This window comes from Longispora fulva (assembly GCF_015751905.1).
Taxonomy (GTDB): Bacteria; Actinomycetota; Actinomycetes; order Mycobacteriales; family Micromonosporaceae; genus Longispora; species Longispora fulva.
The window spans coordinates 6,270,550-6,288,852 of sequence record NZ_JADOUF010000001.1 but is presented as its reverse complement, the minus strand read 5'-3'; the positions used below and the strand labels follow the sequence as shown (position 1 = coordinate 6,288,852).

Here is an 18,303-nt window from a genome sequence, read left to right as displayed (position 1 = left end):
ACCCGCCGGCGATCTTGGTGCCGGCCGCCGCCGGTGGGGCGCCATCGGGAGTTCCCGCGCAGGTTACCCGCGAGTTACCCTGTCCGGGTGACTGATCGCCTGGCGTTGCCCCGTCGCCGTACCCGCCGTGAAGAGATCCTGGAGATCGCGGTGGAGCTGTTCGCGACCCGGGGCTACCACGGCGTGTCGATGGACGACATCGGCGGCGCCGCCGGGGTGACCGGTCCGGCGCTCTACCACCACTTCGCGGGCAAGGAGGCCATGCTGGCCGCCGCGTTGACCCCGGTGAGTGAGCAGCTGCTGGCCGGTGGGCGGGACAGGGTGGCCGCCGGGGGTACCGCCGAGGAGGTGCTGGCCGCGCTGGTCGGCTTCCACGTGGAGTTCGCGCTGGAGCACCCGGCCGTCATCGCCCTGCACCTGCACGAGCTGGACCGGCTGCCGCCGGAGCCGCGCCGCGAGATCCGCCGGCTCCAGCGGTTGTACGTCGAGGAGTGGGTCGCCGCGCTGATCAAGCTGCGGCCGGACCTGGACCCGGCGGAGGCCAGGGTGCTCGCGCACGCGGCGTTCGGCCTGATGAACTCGACGCCGTTCCTGGGCGGGGAGGTCGACCGCGAGCGGCGGTCGGTGTTGCTGCGAGCCTCGGCGTTGGCAGCGCTGGGCGGATAGGGGTTCTAGTTCGGTCGCGGTCCGTGCGGCTTCGGCGCGTGCCGGCCGGCGGGCCCCGGGTCCCAGGTCTGGACGGTCCGCTGCGCCGACGTGTCGACGTCGTCCCCCCGGTGCTGCTGCGGGATCGCCGGACCTTCTCCCGTGCTCAGTTGTTTCGGGTGCCTGCGGGCGGCCCTTTGGAGTTTGTCGAGGTCCTTGGCATAGAGTGCTGTGTATCCGCACTCCAGACAGGCGAGACAGCGCAGGTCAGTGACGTGCCGAACGGGCCAGCTTCCACGACCGATGGCCGCGTCGCCGTAGAGTGGCGCGGATACCCGGGGGCCGCCGCACTCGGGGCAGGGCGAGATCATGTCTTCGGGTATAGCAGGTCTGTAGACCCCTGAGATAACCTAACGATCGTTCAGTCTGTGGTTTTCGGAGGATAAACGTGATCGAGTCGCTGCTGGTCGCCAACCGGGGCGAGATCGCCCGCCGGATCATCCGCACCGCCAAACGGCTCGGGATCCGGGCCATCGCGGTGTACTCGGAGGCGGACGCCGAGATGCCGTTCGTACTGGAGGCCGACGAGGCGGTGCTGATCGGGCCGGCGAGCCCGGCGGAGTCGTACCGCAACGGGGAGGCGATTCTCACAGCCGCCCGCAAGACAGGCGCCCAGGCGATTCACCCCGGTTACGGCTTCCTGTCCGAGAACGCCGGTTTCGCCAAGCAGGTCGCCGAAGCCGGCCTGATCTGGGTCGGCCCGCCCGGCGAGGCGATCACCGCCATGGGCGACAAGATCAACGCGCGGAACCTGATGCAGGCGGCCGGCGTGCCCGTCGCGCCCGGTACTCCGGACCCGGTCGACACCGTGGAGCTCGCGCTCGCGGCCGCCGAGGAGATCGGCTACCCGGTCATGATCAAGGCTTCGGCCGGCGGTGGCGGGATGGGCATGGCCCCGGCCTACGACCCGGCCCAGCTCGCCGTGGAGTACGACAAGGTGCGCGGGTTCGCCGAGCGGATGTTCGGCGACGGCAGCGTGCTGGTGGAGAAGTACTTCCCCCGGATCCGGCACGTCGAGGTGCAGATCCTCGGCCTCGCCGACGGCACGGTCGTCGCGCTCGGCGAGCGGGAGTGCTCCGTGCAGCGCCGCAACCAGAAGCTCGTCGAGGAGTCCCCGTCGCCGGGCATCTCCGCCGACACCCGGGCCAGGATGCTCGCCGCCGCCGTGAAGGCCGGGGAGGCGGTGGACTACCGCAACGCCGGTACCGTGGAATGTCTGTTGGACCCGACCACCGGCGACTTCTACTTCCTCGAGATGAACACCCGGCTGCAGGTCGAGCACCCCGTCACCGAGTCGGTGTTCGGCATCGACCTCGTCGAGGCGCAGCTCCGGGTGGCCTCGGGCCTGCCGGTCGAGGTGCCGACCACCCCGCACGGGCACGCGATCGAGCTGCGGGTCAACGCCGAGGACCCGAAGCGGTTCCTGCCCGGTCCCGGCGTGGTCAAGGAGTGGATCGAGCCGACCGGCGACGTGCGCGTCGACGCCGGCTACGGGCCGAACACCACGGTCACGCCGTTCTACGACTCGCTGATGGCCAAGGTCATCGTGCACGCCGACACCCGCGAGGAGGCGATCGAGAAGGCCAAGGCCGCGGTCGCCGGCTTCACGATCGTCGGGCCGAAGAACAACCTGCCCTTCTTCGCGGAGCTGCTGGACAACCCCGAGTTCGTCAGCGGCGACTACGACACGGGCATCGTCGGGAGGATGCGGTGACACTTCCAGACCGGGTCTCGATCCGTGAGGTGGGGCCGCGCGACGGCCTCCAGAACGAGGACGTCGTCCCGACCGAGGCCAAGGTGCGGCTGCTCGACTCGCTGTCGGGCACCGGGGTGAAGCGGATCGAGGCCGTCAGCTTCGTGCACCCGAAGGCGATCCCGCAGATGGCGGACGCCTCCGAGGTGTGGGCGGCGGCGGTCAAGGCCGTCGGCGTGCGCTACTCCGCGCTGGTGCCCAACTCGAAGGGCGCCGAGCGGGCGTTGGCCGCCGGCTTCACTGAGATCGAGGTCGTGGTCTCGGCGTCCAACACCCACAACCTGCGCAATGTGAACCGGAGCACCGACGAGTCGCTCGACGACATCGCAGGCCTGATCGACCTGCTGCACGGCGCGGGCGCGACGGCCGAGGTGATCATCTCGACGTCCTTCGGCTGCCCGTACGAGGGGAACGTGGACCCCGAGCGGGTGCACGCGATCGTGGACCGGGTGCTCGCCGACGGCGCGGACCGGATCTCCTTCGGGGACACCACGGGCATGGCCACCCCGCGCCGGGTGGTCGAGGTCGTGGACCCGGTGCTCCAGCGGCACGCGGACACCCCTGTCCTCCTGCACTTCCACAACACCCGGGGCACGGCGCTGGCGAACATCCTGATGGCCCTGCAGTTGGGGGTCACAGAGTTCGACGCGGCGATCGGCGGCCTGGGCGGCTGTCCGTACGCCCCGGGGGCCACGGGCAACGTCGCGACCGAGGAGGTCGTGCACATGCTCGAGGACATGGGAATCGACACCGGCATTGATCTCGCGGCGCTGATTGAATCCGCGAAACTCGCGCAGGAGATCGTGGGTCGTGAGTTGCCCTCGGGAGTCCTGAAAGCCGGCCCGAGAATCTAATATCTTTTTCCCGAATAACCCGTGACGCCCGAGTTGGCCCCTTCGTTGAGTCAGTAGTTGCGAAAGACCTGACGAAGGGGACGATTCAGCGATGATCACGCCGAAGACCGAGCGCGTAGCGCGGTCCTGGCGTGCACATGCTCTGAAGGCGCTCACCATCGCCGGGTTCGCCGCGACCGCCTGGCTGCTCTCCGGTTCCGCCGCCCAGGCGGACCCGGGTGTCCAGGCCGAAGCACTGACCGTCGCGCCGATGACGGACACCGTCACGGCGCCGCTCGGCGCCTCGCCCGACACCGCCAAGGACGCCGGACTGGCACCGGCGAAGTCCCAGGTCAAGCCGATCCTGGGCATTGTGCCCGATCTACTGGGCGCAGGGTCCGAAGCGGACAGGGCAACCTCCGGCACCACCAACCAGGTGGTGACGGTCCTCGCGAAGACCACGCGGGCTGTGGTCTCGGTCGTCACCGAGACCCCCGCCGAGACGGGTGACTCCTCTCTCCTGGCCCCACTTTCCACGCTCACCGCGCCGGTGGTGGACATTGTTCGTCCACTGGCGGCTCCGGTCACGCGGACCGTGGGACTGGATCTGGACAGGGTCACCGACGACAAGCCGCGGCTGGTCACCCCGGCGACAAACGGTCAGGCACCCTCGCCGTTCGAGGCGAGTGCTCGTGCCGTCCGTGGCGGCCCCCCGGCCGCCCCGTGGGAGCGGACGCTCCCCGAGTACGGCAGCACCGACCGCGACCTGGTCGCAGCTGTCGGCGACGCCACCGCACCGGTGACGCCGCGCCCCCTGCCCGCTCCGACGCCATTCGGACCGGGTACGGGCTCGACGGGAAGCATGGGCAGCCTGCCCGGTTCCCAGCAGGACGGTGGCTCTTTCGCCCCGTCGCCTGCCTCCGTCACACACGGTGCCCCGGTTCTCGGAGTGCTGCCTGTGACGTCCTTCATCGGGATCTCGCGGGACTCTGCCGCGGACCCGATGGTCTCGCCTGACTAGTTGACTGGCATTCGGCCCGCGCGGATCTTCATTCCGCGGTAGGAGACCGTGCGTGTCGGGGCGAGGCTTCTTTTCAAGAAATTGCAAATCTGTTCGCGATTGTTCGCGGCCGGATGAATTGCGCACCAATTAAAAGCAAACCAATTACTCAGTACCTTTATTGAAAGGTTCTACTTCAGTCATGAAGACTTGGATCCGCAAGACCATCAACGTTGGTGTTCTGGCTGCTGGCGCCATCCTGCTGACCGCTGGCGCGGCGTCGGCGGCCCCCGTGGCCGGCGACCACTTCGCCAAGCCGGCGACGATCGCCCAGCCCACCCGGCACGGTGACTACGGCCACGGCGACGGCCACGGCGGCCACCGCGGCGGCGCTGGTGTCGCGCAGATCTCGTCGGACAACGACGGCGTCCTCAACGGCAACCAGATCTACATCCCGGTGCAGGTGCCGGTGAACGTCTGTGGCAACGGCGTGGGTGTCGTTGGCGTGGGCGTGGGCCTCGCGGGCTGCTCGAACGGCGCACAGGACAACGTCGACACCGAGTCCGCCCGTAAGACCGAGGGTGCCGGCGTCGCGCAGGTCTCGCACGACAACGACGGTGTCCTCAACGGCAACCAGGTCTACGTGCCCGTCCAGGTGCCGGTGAACGTCTGCGGCAACGGCGTGAGCGTCCTGCTGGTGGCCGGCATCGGCATCGGTTCCTGCACCAACGGTGCGGCGGACAACGTCGACAACGGCACCGACGGTGACGGCGACGGCCACGGCGACGGCCACGGCAACTACGGGTGGCACGCCAAGAAGGAGGCCGGCGCGACCGACGCCCTGCCGTTCGCGATGCCGGGTGGCGACGGCAACATGCTCGGCAAGCTCCCGCTGGCGGGCGCCCTGGGCAACCTGACGCCGGGCAGCAACGCCGTGAACGTGGGCGGCCTGGACGCCGGCAACCTGCTGAGCAACGCGGGCAGCAGCGTCGCGCCGACCGAGGCGGCCAAGGACAAGAAGGCCCCCAAGGCCCACAAGGCCGCCAAGGCCCCGGCCGCGCCGAAGATGAGCCCCAAGGTCGCCCAGATGTCGAGCATCCTGCAGCCGGCCCCCGCGGCCGCGCCCAAGGCTGCCCCGCAGATCGCCCCCGTCTCCCGTGACATGGGCGACCACGGCGACGCCGGCGTCCTGCAGCTCTCGGACGACAACGACGGTGTTGCCAACGGCAACCAGATCTACGTCCCGGTGCAGGTCCCGGTCAACGTCTGCGGCAACGGCGTCGGCGTCGTCGGCGTCGGCCTCGGCATCGCGGGCTGCTCCAACGGCGCGGTCGACAACGCGCAGGAGTCGGCGAGCCTGACCGAGGGCAACTTCCTCGGCGAGACCGTCACCGCCACGCGCGAGCTGTTCTAAGCGATAAGCACCATCTGAGCACGTAGTTTCCGGCGGGCCGGTCCGCGCCGGCCCGCCGGGAACCAGAAACTTCTTCGTACGGCACGTGAGAACGACCTTCAGCTCGACCCACAGCAGACTCGCGAAGCCGCGCCGCCAGCACGGTAGACGTGTATCGATAAATCGGTCGCAGGGCCCCAAATTGGGGCCCTGCACCTTTTTTTATCTTTGTACGGATATCCCAGACTTTCAGGTCATGTGTGTGTAAAGTTCCCCTGGTAAGCGAGGTCCCTCAGCAAGTCAGTCCTCCGAGAAAGGCATCTCTCTCATGAAGCCGTGGATCACCAAGAGCATCAGCGTGGGCATGCTGTCCGCCGCCATCGTGGCCGGCGGGGCGACCCAGGCCTCGGCGCACGTGACCGAGGGCGCTGGCGTCCACCAGGTCTCGATCGACAACGACGGCGTCCTGAACGGCAACCAGATCTACGCCGTGGTTCAGGTCCCGATCAACGTCTGTGGCATCGGCGTGGGCGCTGTCATCGGCCTTGGCGTTGGCGCCGCGAACTGCAGCAACGGCGCCTGGAACAACGTCGACGCCGGCTAGTCTGGCCTCACATCCAGGTACTTCTGTCCCTCACTGCCGGGTAACCAGCCCCGGTCGCACGGAGAAGGTGGGTCTCCTCGGAGGCCCACCTTTTTTGCGTTTGGCTGTACGCTGACCTAACGATCGTTTAGGAGGGCGGCAGCGGTGGAAGGTCTGGAGCATCTGCGGAAGCGGATCCAGGCGGGCGGCGCGGAGAAGTACCACGCGGCGAACGCGGCGAAGGGCAAGCTCTTCGCACGGGAGCGGGTCGCCCTGCTGGTCGACGAGGGCAGCTTCGTCGAGGACGGGATGTACGCCAACGCGCTGGCCGAGGGCCTGCCAGCCGACGGCGTGATCACCGGGGCGGCGACGGTGGACGGCCGGCCGGTGTGCCTGATGGCCAACGACTCGACGGTCAAGGCGGGCTCCTGGGGCGCGCGGACCGTGGAGAAGATCATCCGGGTCATCGAGCGGGCGTACCAGACGGGCGTCCCGATGGTGTATCTCGTCGACTCGGCCGGCGCGCGGATCACCGACCAGGTGGACCTGTTCCCGGGCCGGCGCGGCGCGGGCAAGATCTTCTACAACCAGGTCAAGGCCTCGGGCTCGATCCCGCAGGCGTGCGCGCTGTTCGGCCCCTCGGCCGCCGGCGGGGCGTACATTCCGGCGTTCTGCGACGTCGTGGCCATGGTCGACGGCAACGCCTCGATGTATCTGGGCTCCGACCGGATGGTCGAGATGGTCACCGGCGAGAAGACCACCCTGGAGGCCATGGGCGGCGCGGCCGTGCACTGCAAGGAGTCCGGAGTCGGGCACTTCCTGTGCAAGTCCGAGGCAGAGGCGATCGAGACGATCCGGACCTACCTGTCCTACCTGCCGAGCAACTGGGAGCTTGCCCCGCCGGTGGCCGAGCCGGTCGCCGCGAACGGCGTCGACCTCGCCGCGATGGTGCCGCCGAGCGAGCGCCAGGCGTTCGACATGCGGCGGTACGTGAAGGGGATCGTCGACGAGGGCTCCTTCTTCGAGATCCACGCGCTGTGGGCCAAGGAGCTGACCATCGGCTTCGCCCGGCTCAACGGCGAGGTGATCGGCGTCGTCGCCAACAACTCGATGTTCAAGGGCGGCGTGCTGTTCATCGACTCGGCCGACAAGGCCAGCCGGTTCGTGCAGCTCTGCGACGCGTTCAACGTGCCGCTGCTGTTCCTGTCCGACGTGCCCGGCTTCATGGTCGGCTCCGTGGTCGAGCGGCAGGGCATCATCCGGCACGGCGCCAAGATGATCACCGCGATCAGCGAGGCCACGGTGCCGAAGATCTGCGTCGTCGTCCGCAAGGCGTACGGGGCGGGGCTCTACGCCATGGCCGGCCCCGGCTTCGAGCCCGAGGCGACCATCGCGCTGCCCACCGCCAAGATCGCGGTGATGGGCGCGGAGGCGGCCGTGAACGCGGTGTACGCGAACAAGATCGCCGCGCTGCCCGAGGACGAGCGCGACGCGTTCGTGGCGGCCCGGCGCGCGGAGTACGACGAGGACATCGACGTCGTGCGCCTCGCCAGTGAGCTCGTCATCGACACCATCGTGGAGCCGGCCGACCTCAGGAGCGAGCTCATCCGCCGCTACGCGGCGGCCCGCACCAAGGACCGCAGCTTCTCCCGCCGTCGCCACGGCGTCACCCCGGTATAGGGCTTCGCCCGATCCTTCGCGCTTCAAGGAGTACACAATGGACTTCAAGCTCAGTGACGAGCACGAGGCCCTTCGGCAGAGCGTCCGCGACTTCGCCGAGAAGGAGATCGCCCCGGTCATCGGCGACTTCTACGAGCGGCACGCGTTCCCGTACGAGATCATCGCCAAGATGGGCGAGATGGGGCTGTTCGGGCTGCCGTTCCCCGAGGAGGTCGGGGGCATGGGCGGCGACTACCTCGCCCTGTGCCTGGCCCTGGAGGAGCTGGCCCGGGTCGACTCCAGCGTCGCCATCACCCTGGAGGCCGCGATCGGCCTCGGCGCGATGCCGATCTACCGGTTCGGCACGCCCGAGCAGAAGGCCCAGTGGCTGCCCGACCTGCTCGCCGGCCGCAAGCTCGCCGGCTTCGGGCTGACCGAGCCCGGGTTCGGCTCCGACGCCGGCGGCACGGCCACCCGGGCGGAGCTGGTCGGCGACGAGTGGGTGATCAACGGCTCGAAGGCCTTCATCACCAACTCGGGCACCGACATCACCTGCCTGGTCACGGTCACGGCCGTCACCGGCGTCGACGAGAACGGCAAGAAGGAGATCTCCTCGATCATCGTGCCGTCGGGGACGCCCGGGTTCACCGTGGCTCCGGCGTACTCGAAGGTCGGCTGGAACGCCTCCGACACCCACGAGCTCACCTTCGACAACGTCCGGGTGCCGGCGGCCAACCTGCTCGGCGAGCGCGGCCGGGGCTACGCGCAGTTCCTCCGGATCCTCGACGAGGGCCGGATCGCGATCTCGGCGCTCGCCGTCGGGCTGGCTCAGGGCTGCGTGGACGAGTCGATCAAGTACGCCAAGCAGCGGCACGCGTTCGGGCAGCCGATCGCGAAGTTCCAGGCGATCCAGTTCAAGATCGCGGACATGGAGCTGCGGGCGCACACCGGCCGGCTGGCCTACTACGACGCCGCGGCGCGGATGCTCGCCGGTGAGCCGTTCAAGCGCCAGGCGGCGATCGCGAAGCTGTACTCCAGCGAGGCGGCCGTGACCAGCGCGCGCGAGGCCACCCAGATCCACGGCGGGTACGGGTTCATGAACGAGTTCCCGGTCGCGCGGTTCTGGCGGGACTCGAAGATCCTGGAGATCGGCGAGGGGACCAGCGAGGTTCAGCGGATGCTGATCGCGCGGGATCTGTTGGGCTGATGGGGGTGCGGCGGCCCCGGGTCGGGTCCGCCGCTACTCCGGGGACGGATCCGACCATGGGCCCCCGGGCCCGGCCATGCCCGGCCCCGACCTGGCCGGGCCTGGCCCCATTCAGCCTGGCTCCGCCCGACCCGGTCCTGGCCTGGACGGCCCAGCTCCTCGGAACGGACTCCACGACAGCCGGCGGAGCGCAGCCCGACAGCCGCTCCGCCGGGGAGCACAGCCCCAGGCCGCTCGCTCCACTCCACGCACACGCACAGCAACCCCGGCACCACCGAAACCCAGCCCCCGACCAGCACCTCCCAAACCCCGGGCGGCGATTGCTGGACCGTCGTCCGATTCTCGGGATCACGCTCCGTCGCATACCCGACCGGCCCTTCCACCCCCCGCCCCGGTGTGTTTTAGTGCCGGGGTGCTGGGTCGAGTTGGGTACAAGTTCCGCTACGGGATCATCGCCTTCTGGATGGTGGTCGCCGCGCTGGGTGGCATCCTCGGCGGCGGGGTCTTCGACCAACTGGGTCAGACCCCGACGCTGAGTCCGCACGCCGAGTCGAAGAGGGCGGCTGACCGGCTCAAACAGCTCGTCACCGACGGCCCGGTGATCATCGCGGTGGTCGGCGGGCGGGACGTGTACGACGAGCAGTTGGGTCGCGCGGTCCAGGACGTCGACGGCAAGATCAAGAAGCTCGACCTCGTGGTGGACGTCGATGACCTGTACTCCTCGCCGGGTGGTCAGGTCAGTGGCGACAACCGGACAACGACGATCCGGGTGACCCTGCGCGCCAACCTCACGGAGGACGAGCTGCACGGGGTCCAGGACCAGGTGACGGCGCTGCTGCACACGATCCCGGCGCCGCAGGTGCTCGTCGGGGGCAAGGAGCTCGCCGAGCGGGCGTTCGCCGACCAGTCGGTCAAGGACCTGGCGGTCGGGGAGGGCGTGGCGTTCGCGCTGCTCGTGGTCGCGCTGTTCCTGATCTTCGGCGGGGTCCTCGGGGCCGCGACCCCGCTGCTGGTCGCGGTGACCTCGATCAGTGCGACCCTGCTCGCCCTGGCGGGGCTGGCGAACGTGGCGCCGGTCAGCGAGTACACGGTCAATATCGTCACGTTGCTCGGGCTGGGCCTGGCCGTCGACTACTCACTGCTGATCGTGGCCCGGTTCCGTGAGGCCAGGGCCGCCGGTGCCACCGTCGCCGACGCCGTGGCCGAGGCCGGCACCCGCGCCGGTCGGACCATCGTGATCTCCGCGCTGACGGTCGCGGCCGCGCTGGTCGGCCTGCTGGTGTTCGCCGAGCCGCTGCTGGTGTCGATGGCGCTCGGCGGGTGCGTGGTCGTGCTGGTCGCGGCGGCCACCGCCGTCACCCTCGTCCCGGCGCTGCTCGGCGTCTGGGGGCACCGGATCTCCGACGCCAAGGTCCGGGACTCGCTGTTGCCCCGGCTCGCGGCGTTCGCGCAGAAGCGGCCCGGACCCGTGGCGCTATGGACGGCGGTGGTGCTCGTCGCGCTGGCGGTGCCGTTTGCGACCGTGAACCTGGAGAACTCCGACGCGCGGGCGCTGCCGCAGAGCCAGGAGGCGCGGCGGTCCTACGACGCGTACCAGAAGCTGACCGGGTCGGCGGCGCGGCCGGTGGAGATCGTCGCGGAGACCGACGACTCGACGCCGCAGCTGCGCGCGTACCTCAACCAGCTGCAACGCCTGCCCGGCCTGCACCGGCTCGCCCTGGACTCCGACGCGCCCGAGGGCTCGGCGATCATCCAGCTCACCCCGAAGGGCGACACCGCCGGGGTCCAGGCCCGCGACCTCGTCACGGCCGTGCGCGCGATCCCGACCCCTTTCCGGGTACTCGTGGGCGGGGAGGCCGCGGAGATCGTCGACTACAAGGCGTCCGTGCTGCACCGGTTGCCGTGGGCGCTCGTGGTCGTGTTCGTGGCCACGTTCGGCCTGCTGTTCTGGTTGACGGGCTCACTCGTCGTACCCGTCAAGGCGTTGATCTTCAATGTGCTCAGCGTCGGGGCGACCTTCGGCCTGCTCAGCCTCCTGTTCGGCCGGCTGGACCTGACGACCCCGGTGCTGCTGTTCGTGTTCGTCTTCGGGCTGTCGTGCGACTACGAGGCGTTCCTGCTGTCCCGGATCACCGAGGCGTGGCGGCGCGACGGCGACACCGACCGCGCCGTGCTCGCCGGCGTGACCAGCACCGGACCGGTGGTCACGGCCGCGGCGCTGTGCATCTGCCTGGTGTTCGCCGGATTCGCGGTCGGCCAGCTCACCGCGGTGCGCGAGATCGGCGTCGGCATGCTGATCGCGGTCATCCTCGACGTGACCGTGGTGCGCGGCCTGCTACTCCCGGCGTCCATGTCGCTGCTGGACCGGTGGAACTGGTGGCCGGCGCGGAGTCGGCCATGACCTTCGCGGAGCGGCTCAAGGTGCTGCGCCGCGCGGCCGGCCTGACCCAGGTGGAACTCGCCACCCGGGCCCGGGTCGGCATCCGCACCCTCCGCGACATCGAACGCGGCCACGTCGCCCGCCCGCAGCGCGCCACGGTCGAACTCCTCGCCGACGCGCTCGGGCTCGAAGGCGTCGAACGGGTCGAGTTCGACGCGGCGGCCCGGGGCCAGGCGGTCGTCGTGCAGGGCGCCGACCGCAGCCTGCCGCCGGTGCAGCCGCTGATCGGCCGGGACGCCGCGATCGTCGAACTCGGCGACCTGCTCGTCGTCGCCGACATGGTCACCCTCGTCGGGGTCGCCGGGGTCGGCAAGAGCAGCCTCGCGCTGGCCGCCGCGCACCGAGTCGCCGACCGGTACCCGGGCGGGGTCGCCTGCGTGCCGGTCACCGACGCCGCCGGGGACGCCGACGTGCTGGCAGCAATCGCCGCCGCGTACCAGGTGGTCCGGATCGAGGAGCTGCCCGAACAGTTCGGCGGCCGGCCGGCGCTGCTGGTGCTCGACGCCGTGGAACGCTCGCCGGCGGCGGTGGTCGCGGCCCTGCGGACCCTGCGCCGGTACGTGCCCGGCATCCGCATCCTCGCCACCGGCCGGCACCCGCTCGGGGTGACCGGGGAGTACCAGCGCCCTCTCCAGCCCCTGGAACCCCAGCCCGCCGCGCTCCTGTTCCTCGACCGACTACGCCGGGTCCGCGCCCACGAGGTGTCCGACGACGAACGCGACGCGCTCGCCGAACTGGTCGAACGCCTCGGCGGCCTGCCGTACGCGCTCGAACTCGCCGCAGCCCGCGGCCGGGTGCTCAGCGTCGTGGAGATCCTCGCCCGGTACGGCTCCCGGGTCCTCGACCTCGGCGCCGGCCTCCGCGCGGCCGTCGCCAGCAGCTACCAGCTCCTCGACGAGCAGGAACGCCACGCACTGCGCCTGCTGTCCACGTTCGCCGGCCGGTGGTCGATGGAGCTGGCCGAGGCGCTCGCCGAGACCGACATCGTGCCGACCGTCGACCGGCTCGCCTCGCTCGGCCTCGTCATCCTGCTGCCGGGTACCGACCTGCGGTTCCGGCTCCTCGACGTCGTCCGCGACTACGCGATCGAGTGCACCCCGCCCGACGAGGTGCTCGTCCTGCGCGCCCGGCACGCCGCGCTGATCGCCGACCAGGTCGTCGCCCTGTCCGTCGGGCTCACCGGCCCCGGGCAGAAGACGGCCATCACCCGGCTGTCGGACATCTACAGCGAGATCCGGTACGCGCTGGTCTGGGCCTCCGGCGAGGACCCGTGCGCCGCGCTGCGGATCGCGGCCCGCCTCCCCAGGTACTGGCGGGCCCGCGGCCGCAGCGAGGAGGGCGAGGCGGTCCTCACCGGCCTGCTCGCCGACCCCAGGGTCGCCGACGTCGACCGGCTCACCTGGGCCTGGGCGACCCTCGGCGTCGTCATGCTCGCCCACGAACCGGGCCGGGCCAGCGCGGGACTCCCCACCCTCGAAGCGGCGATCGCCGTGTTCGTCGAGGCCGGCGACCCGGCCGGTGAGCTCCAGGCGCACGGGATGGCCGCCGGGGTGTGCCAGGCGCTCGGGGACCACGCCGGCGCGTACCACCACGCGCACGCCGCCGTCGGGGTCGCCCAGCGCACCGGCCGGCCCCGGGACGCCGTCGTCGCGCAGAACAACCTGTTCTGGCACGACATCCGGGCCGGGGACCTCGCGGCCGGCCGGTCCCGGCTCGAAGCCGCCGAACGGCTCGCCCGGCAGATCGAGGACGCCCGCCTGATCGTCATCGTCCGGATCAACCTCGCGGAGGTCGCCCGGCTCGACATGCGCTACCCGGACGCGATCCTCATCGCCCGCCAGGCCATGCCGCTGCTCGTCGACCTCGGCGAGCCGGGCCTGCACCTGCGTCTCCTGTGCACGGCGGCGCTCGCCTACGCCCAGGACGGCCGGCTCGCCGACGCGGTCGCGGTCCTCGCCGACCTGCGCGCCCGCCCCGGCTACGAGACCAACCGCGCCGTCCGGGGACTGTGCACCTCGGTGGAGGGCTACGTGGCCCTGCACCGTGGGGACCGGGTCCTCGCCGCGCTCCGGTTCGCTGCGGCCGTCGAGCAGCTCACGGAGCAGCACGACGCGCGCGACGCCCTGGAGGCGCTGGTCGGCCTGGCGGTGAGCACCGACGACGCGGCGGAGCGGTCGGACGCCCTGACCCGACTGGAGCGGCTACGCACCGTGTTGGCGATGAACCTGGTGCCCCGTGAGCAGCAGGCCCTGACCCGCCTGCTGTGACGTCTACCTGACGGCGGGGAAACGCGCAGTACGGATGACCGGCAGAAGTAGCGGCAGAAGTTCCGCCGGTGGATCTTTGGAAGCTATCTCACCGGGCATAGCGGGTATATCTCCCGGCTAGTGTCCGTCCTGAGGGCACGTTCATGGGGCCGAGTGGGCGGATTGCTGGGGGCATCACGGGGGGACCGCCCCACTCGGAATGGGCTCCGGTTGGTCCTGGAGGCGTCTTGGGGGCATCTCCAGGCCAACCGGAGCGTCACTACCTGTGCCCGTGCGCCACGCGGGGCGGCAGCCGCGTCGGCACCGAGTCAGGCCGCGTCCGCGGTTAGAAGCCGAACTCCGCCACCAGCACCGCACGCGCGATCGTGTGCTTCGTGATCGTGAACCCGACGCCGGGCGGGCGGGTGTCCTCCGCCAGACCCAACGTCGGCACGTCGAGCGCGTGCACGGCGAAGACGTAGCGGTGCGCGGGACCGGGCGGCGGGTACGGGCCGCCGTAGCCCGGCTGGCCGTAGTCGCTCGGCGTCGTCACCGAGCCAGCCGGCCCGGCGGCTCCGGACTCCAGGGACGTCACGTCCGCCGGCACGTCGAACAGCAGCCAGTGCCAGAAGCCGCTACCCGTCGGGGCGTCCGGGTCGAAGCAGGTGACCGCGAAACTGCGGGTCCCGGCGGGGAAGCCCGACCACGACAGCTGCGGGGAGACGTTGCCCCGGTTGTAGACCTGCGGGTCGGCGACCCGGCCGCCGTGCACCAGGTCGTCGCTCTTCACGGTGAACTCCGGCACGGCCGGCAGGAACTCGTACGGAATAGGTGCGCGCATGTGTTCTTCGTAGCAGACGCGCGACCGCGGACCGGCTTTCGGGATCCCCGACGGCGCCGGCGGGGTGTGACAATTCCGGTGTCCCGACAACGTGGCGGACGACGACGTGAGAGGTGGGCACAGGTGACCTGGCACCCGGTGGAGATCGGCAGGTCCGGCGCGGTGGTCGAGTGGCGGGAGGGCATGTTCCGCAAGACCAGCGACGACCCCCGAATGGACCTGGAGGCCGAGGGCGCGCGGCTGCGCTGGCTGCGCGACGCCGGCATTCCGACGGCCGAGGTGCTCGACTGCGGCCCCGGCTACCTGATCACGGCCGAGGTGCCGGGCCGGTCGGCGGCCGACCCGTGGCCGGTCGAGCTGCGGCCCCGGGTGATCGACGCGCTCGCCGACCTCCTGATCGCCCTGCACGCCCTGCCGGTGGAGGACTGCCCGTACGACCGGTCGTTGCACGTCACCCTGCCCGAGGCGTTGCGCGCCGAACCCGACCTCGACGACCTGGACGAGGCCCGGCGGGGCTGGACCCGGGACCAACTGGTCGAGGAGCTGGGCCGGACCCAGCCGGCGAGCGAGGACCTGGTCGTCACGCACGGGGACCTGTGCATGCCGAATGTCCTGTTCGCGCCGGACACCTGCCGGGTCACGGGCGTGATCGACGCCGGGCGGATGGGCGTCGCCGACCGGTGGGTGGACCTGGCGATCGCCACCAGGTCGATGACGAGCCGGCTGAACGCGCAGTACGGGCCGTGGGCCGCCGAGCGGTTCCTGACCCGGTACGGCACCGAGCCCGACCCGGGGAAGACCGCCTTCTACCGGCTCCTCGACGAGTTCGCCTGAACTGGGCGGGGGTCCGGCCGGCCGGGTCGAGGTTCACGCGCCCGCTGTCGCCCCGGGGTGCACCTCGTCACGGATGACGCGCAGCGTACCCAGAAAGGTTTCCAGCTGGTCCGGGTCGAGCAGCCCGGTGAACCACCGGTCGATGATCTTGACGTTCTCGGCGGCCAGCTCGTTCACCAGCACGACGCCGCCCGGCGTGAGCACGGCGTACGCGCTTCGCCGGTCGGTCGGGCACGGCTCGCGGACGATTAGGCCCTTCGTCTCGAGCCTGTCCACGAGTCGGGTCACCCCGCTCGTCGACAGGCTGGTCTGGGTCGCGAGGTCGGAGAGGCGGAGGCGCTGGCCGGGGGTGCGGGCGAGCCGGATCAGCACGCTCACCTCGGGTGTCGACAGCCCGCGACCGGTCGGATCCTGGGACAATCGGATCATTAATCCGTTATGCACCTCAGTGAGCAGGCCGAACGCCGTGATGCGGGGGTCCTCGTACGCGTTCATGTGACCCAGCCTATCAGTAGTTGACAAGTCAATGATTGCTGTGTGTACTATTGCTCAAGCAACGATCCACCGGAACGAAGAAGAGGGCATCCAATGAGCAACGAAGCCGCCGCGATCGTCACCCGCGAGCACAACGGCCTGACCATCCCCACCGCTGGCACGTTCGCCCTGGATGTGGCGCACAGCCGGGTGGGCTTCGTCGCCCGTCACATGATGGTGAGCAAGGTCCGCGGTTCGTTCGGCGAGTTCGCCGGAGAGGTCGTCGTCGCCGAGAACCCGCTGGAGTCCTCGGTCAACGTCACCATCCAGGCCGCGAGCTTCACCACCAACAACGAGCAGCGTGACGGGCACGTGAAGACCGACGAGTTCCTCGGGATCGACACCTTCCCGACGATCACCTTCGTCTCCACCGCTGTCAAGGACGTGGACGGCAACGAGTTCGTCCTGGTCGGCGACCTCACCATCCGCGGCGTGACGAAGCAGGTCGAGCTCGAGGTCGAGTTCGAGGGCATCGCCAAGAGCCCGTGGAACACCGAGGTCATCGGGTTCTCCGCGACGACCGAGATCGACCGCGAGGAGTTCGGCATGACGTTCAACGCCACGCTGGAGACTGGCGGCGTGCTCGTCAGCAAGAAAATCAAGATCGAGATCGAGGCCGAGGCGATCCGGGCGTAACTCCAGGTCAGCAAGGCGACACAGGGCCCCCGTCGGGGGCCCTGTTTTTGTCCGATTAGCGACATGAGTGAATACGCTATGCGATTGGGTACTAGCCGTGGGTGGGCAAGCGCCCTAACCTAGGAAGCTCACCGCCGCGAGCGACCATCCAGGAGATTCGATGGGCAGGGACGTCCAGCAGCGTGAGTTCACACATGACGATCGGCAGAGATATCGACAGAAGGTCCGACGTTGCCTCGACGTGTTCGCTCTCATGCTTGACGAACTTCGATTCGACGCCGACCGTCCGCTGACGGGGCTGGAGATCGAACTCAACCTTGTGGACGGAGAGTCGAACCCGGCGATGAAGAACGCCGAGATCCTGAGGTACATGGCCAGTCCGATGCTCCAGACGGAGCTCGGCCAGTTCAACCTGGAGATCAACGTCCCGCCCCGGCTGATCGCCGAGGACGGGCTCGCCCTCTACGAAGAAGGCCTGCGCACGACCCTCGCCCAACTCGAGGAACGCGCGGCCAAGGCGGACGCCGCGGTGGCACTGATCGGCATCCTGCCGACCCTGCAGCCCGAGCACACCGTGCTGGAGAACCTGTCGGCCAACCCGCGCTACCGGCTGCTGAACAGCCAGATCATGAACGAGCGCGGCGAGAACATGGAGATCGACATCCGGGGGGTCGAGCGGTTCACCACGACCATGGACTCGATCGCCCCCGAAGCCGCCTGCACCAGCATCCAGTTCCACCTCCAGGTCTCACCCGAACAGTTTCCGGCGTACTGGAACGCCTCACAGGCCATCACCGCCATCCAACTCGCCGTGGGCTCCAACTCCCCCTACGCGTTCGGGCACCGGCTCTGGTCGGAGACCCGGATCGCCCTGTTCACCCAGGCCACCGACGTGCGGCCCGAGGAGCTGCGGGTCCAGGGCGTCCGGCCGCGGGTGTGGTTCGGCGAGCGCTGGGTCACCTCGATCTTCGACCTGTTCGAGGAGAACGTCCGGTACTTCCCGCCGCTGCTGCCCCTGATGGAGGCCGAGGATCCGCTGGAGGTGCTCCGCTCGGGCGGCATCCCGAGGCTGGGCGAGCTGCGGCTGCACAACGGCACCGTGTACCGCTGGAACCGCCCCGTGTACGACGTGATGGACGGCCGCCCGCACCTGCGGGTCGAGAACCGGGTGCTCCCGGCCGGCCCGACGGTCGTCGACATGATGGCCAACGCCGCCCTCTACTACGGCCTGGTGCGGACCCTGGCGGAGGAGGACCGTCCGGTCTGGACGAAACTGCCCTTCACCGCGGCCGAGCAGAACTTCTACTCGGCGGCCCGGCGCGGCATCGAGGCCGTCGGCCAGTGGCCGGGCGCCGGGGAGGGCCGCTTCTCCGAGCTGCTACTGAACCGGCTGCTGCCCCTGGCGTACGAGGGGCTCGACCGGTTCGGGGTGGATCCCGGGATCCGCGACCGGCTGCTCGGCATCATCGAACGGCGCTGCGCACTGCGCCGGACGGGGGCCACCTGGCAGACCGCCATGGTCAACAAACTGGAGAAGGGCGGGCTCGACCGGCCGGCGGCGCTGCGCGAGATGCTCACGAGGTATCGCCGGTACTCACAGGCGAATGCCCCCGTGCACACGTGGCCGCTCGAATAGTCT

At 70.0% G+C, this 18,303-nt stretch carries 15 protein-coding genes; 13 read left to right on the top strand and 2 right to left on the bottom strand.

Translation table 11 applies throughout. From position 1 onward, the window contains the following. Positions 1 to 87 precede the first annotated feature (87 nt). The 10 genes from IW245_RS28540 (at position 88) to IW245_RS28495 (ending at position 13,840) form a co-directional block, all read left to right on the top strand. Entirely contained in the window at positions 88 to 666 is a 579-nt protein-coding gene (locus IW245_RS28540; RefSeq protein WP_233472885.1) for a TetR/AcrR family transcriptional regulator, read from the top strand. A gap of 427 nt (positions 667 to 1,093) precedes the next feature. Further along, positions 1,094 to 2,419 carry an acetyl-CoA carboxylase biotin carboxylase subunit gene (locus IW245_RS28535; protein WP_197006234.1) on the top strand — a complete coding sequence of 442 codons (1,326 nt, stop codon included), beginning with the start codon at positions 1,094 to 1,096 and terminating at the stop codon, positions 2,417 to 2,419. Then, on the top strand, positions 2,416 to 3,312 hold the full coding sequence (locus IW245_RS28530) for a hydroxymethylglutaryl-CoA lyase (protein WP_197006233.1): 897 nt from the start codon (positions 2,416 to 2,418) through the stop codon (positions 3,310 to 3,312). The genes IW245_RS28535 and IW245_RS28530 overlap by 4 nt, the downstream gene beginning before the upstream one ends. A gap of 91 nt (positions 3,313 to 3,403) precedes the next feature. Beyond that, positions 3,404 to 4,312: a hypothetical protein gene (locus IW245_RS28525; protein WP_197006232.1), complete on the top strand. Its 909-nt coding sequence runs from the start codon at positions 3,404 to 3,406 to the stop codon at positions 4,310 to 4,312. 181 nt (positions 4,313 to 4,493) lie between these two features. Then, positions 4,494 to 5,705, top strand: a complete 1,212-nt coding sequence (locus IW245_RS42730; protein WP_197006231.1) for a chaplin family protein — start codon at positions 4,494 to 4,496, stop codon at positions 5,703 to 5,705. Positions 5,706 to 6,012: 307 nt separating this feature from the next. Continuing rightward, on the top strand, positions 6,013 to 6,288 hold the full coding sequence (locus IW245_RS28515) for a chaplin family protein (protein ID WP_197006230.1): 276 nt from the start codon (positions 6,013 to 6,015) through the stop codon (positions 6,286 to 6,288). Between the two features lie 144 nt (positions 6,289 to 6,432). Beyond that, a complete protein-coding gene (locus IW245_RS28510) occupies positions 6,433 to 7,947 on the top strand; it encodes an acyl-CoA carboxylase subunit beta (protein WP_197006229.1) in 1,515 nt (504 codons plus the stop codon). A gap of 37 nt (positions 7,948 to 7,984) precedes the next feature. Then, complete coding sequence (locus IW245_RS28505) at positions 7,985 to 9,133, top strand: acyl-CoA dehydrogenase family protein (RefSeq protein WP_197006228.1); 1,149 nt, start codon at positions 7,985 to 7,987, stop codon at positions 9,131 to 9,133. A 412-nt stretch (positions 9,134 to 9,545) separates the two neighbouring features. Next, on the top strand, positions 9,546 to 11,534 hold the full coding sequence (locus IW245_RS28500; RefSeq protein ID WP_197006227.1) for an MMPL family transporter: 1,989 nt from the start codon (positions 9,546 to 9,548) through the stop codon (positions 11,532 to 11,534). After that, on the top strand, positions 11,501 to 13,840 hold the full coding sequence (locus IW245_RS28495) for an ATP-binding protein (RefSeq protein ID WP_197006226.1): 2,340 nt from the start codon (positions 11,501 to 11,503) through the stop codon (positions 13,838 to 13,840). Before IW245_RS28500 ends, IW245_RS28495 begins: the two co-directional genes overlap by 34 nt. 325 nt (positions 13,841 to 14,165) lie before the next feature. Here IW245_RS28495 and IW245_RS28490 read toward each other — a convergent pair whose 3' ends face one another. After that, on the bottom strand, positions 14,166 to 14,660 hold the full coding sequence (locus IW245_RS28490; protein ID WP_197006225.1) for a YbhB/YbcL family Raf kinase inhibitor-like protein: 495 nt from the start codon (positions 14,658 to 14,660) through the stop codon (positions 14,166 to 14,168). 78 nt (positions 14,661 to 14,738) lie between these two features. On the opposite strand from IW245_RS28490, the gene IW245_RS28485 reads away from it, so the two are divergent. Next, the gene (locus IW245_RS28485) at positions 14,739 to 15,494 is read left to right on the top strand and encodes an APH(3') family aminoglycoside O-phosphotransferase (RefSeq protein ID WP_197006224.1); all 756 of its coding nucleotides are present in this window, start codon (positions 14,739 to 14,741) and stop codon (positions 15,492 to 15,494) included. A 33-nt stretch (positions 15,495 to 15,527) separates the two neighbouring features. Here the strand turns inward: IW245_RS28485 and IW245_RS28480 are convergent, their stop codons facing one another. Then, positions 15,528 to 15,989, bottom strand: a complete 462-nt coding sequence (locus IW245_RS28480; protein WP_197006223.1) for a MarR family winged helix-turn-helix transcriptional regulator — start codon at positions 15,987 to 15,989, stop codon at positions 15,528 to 15,530. A 93-nt stretch (positions 15,990 to 16,082) separates the two neighbouring features. Here IW245_RS28480 and IW245_RS28475 point away from each other — a divergent pair, with 93 nt between their 5' ends. Further along, positions 16,083 to 16,664: a YceI family protein gene (locus IW245_RS28475; RefSeq protein ID WP_197006222.1), complete on the top strand. Its 582-nt coding sequence runs from the start codon at positions 16,083 to 16,085 to the stop codon at positions 16,662 to 16,664. Between the two features lie 160 nt (positions 16,665 to 16,824). Further along, complete coding sequence (locus IW245_RS28470) at positions 16,825 to 18,300, top strand: glutamate-cysteine ligase family protein (protein WP_197006221.1); 1,476 nt, start codon at positions 16,825 to 16,827, stop codon at positions 18,298 to 18,300. The last annotated feature ends 3 nt before the right edge of the window (positions 18,301 to 18,303 follow it).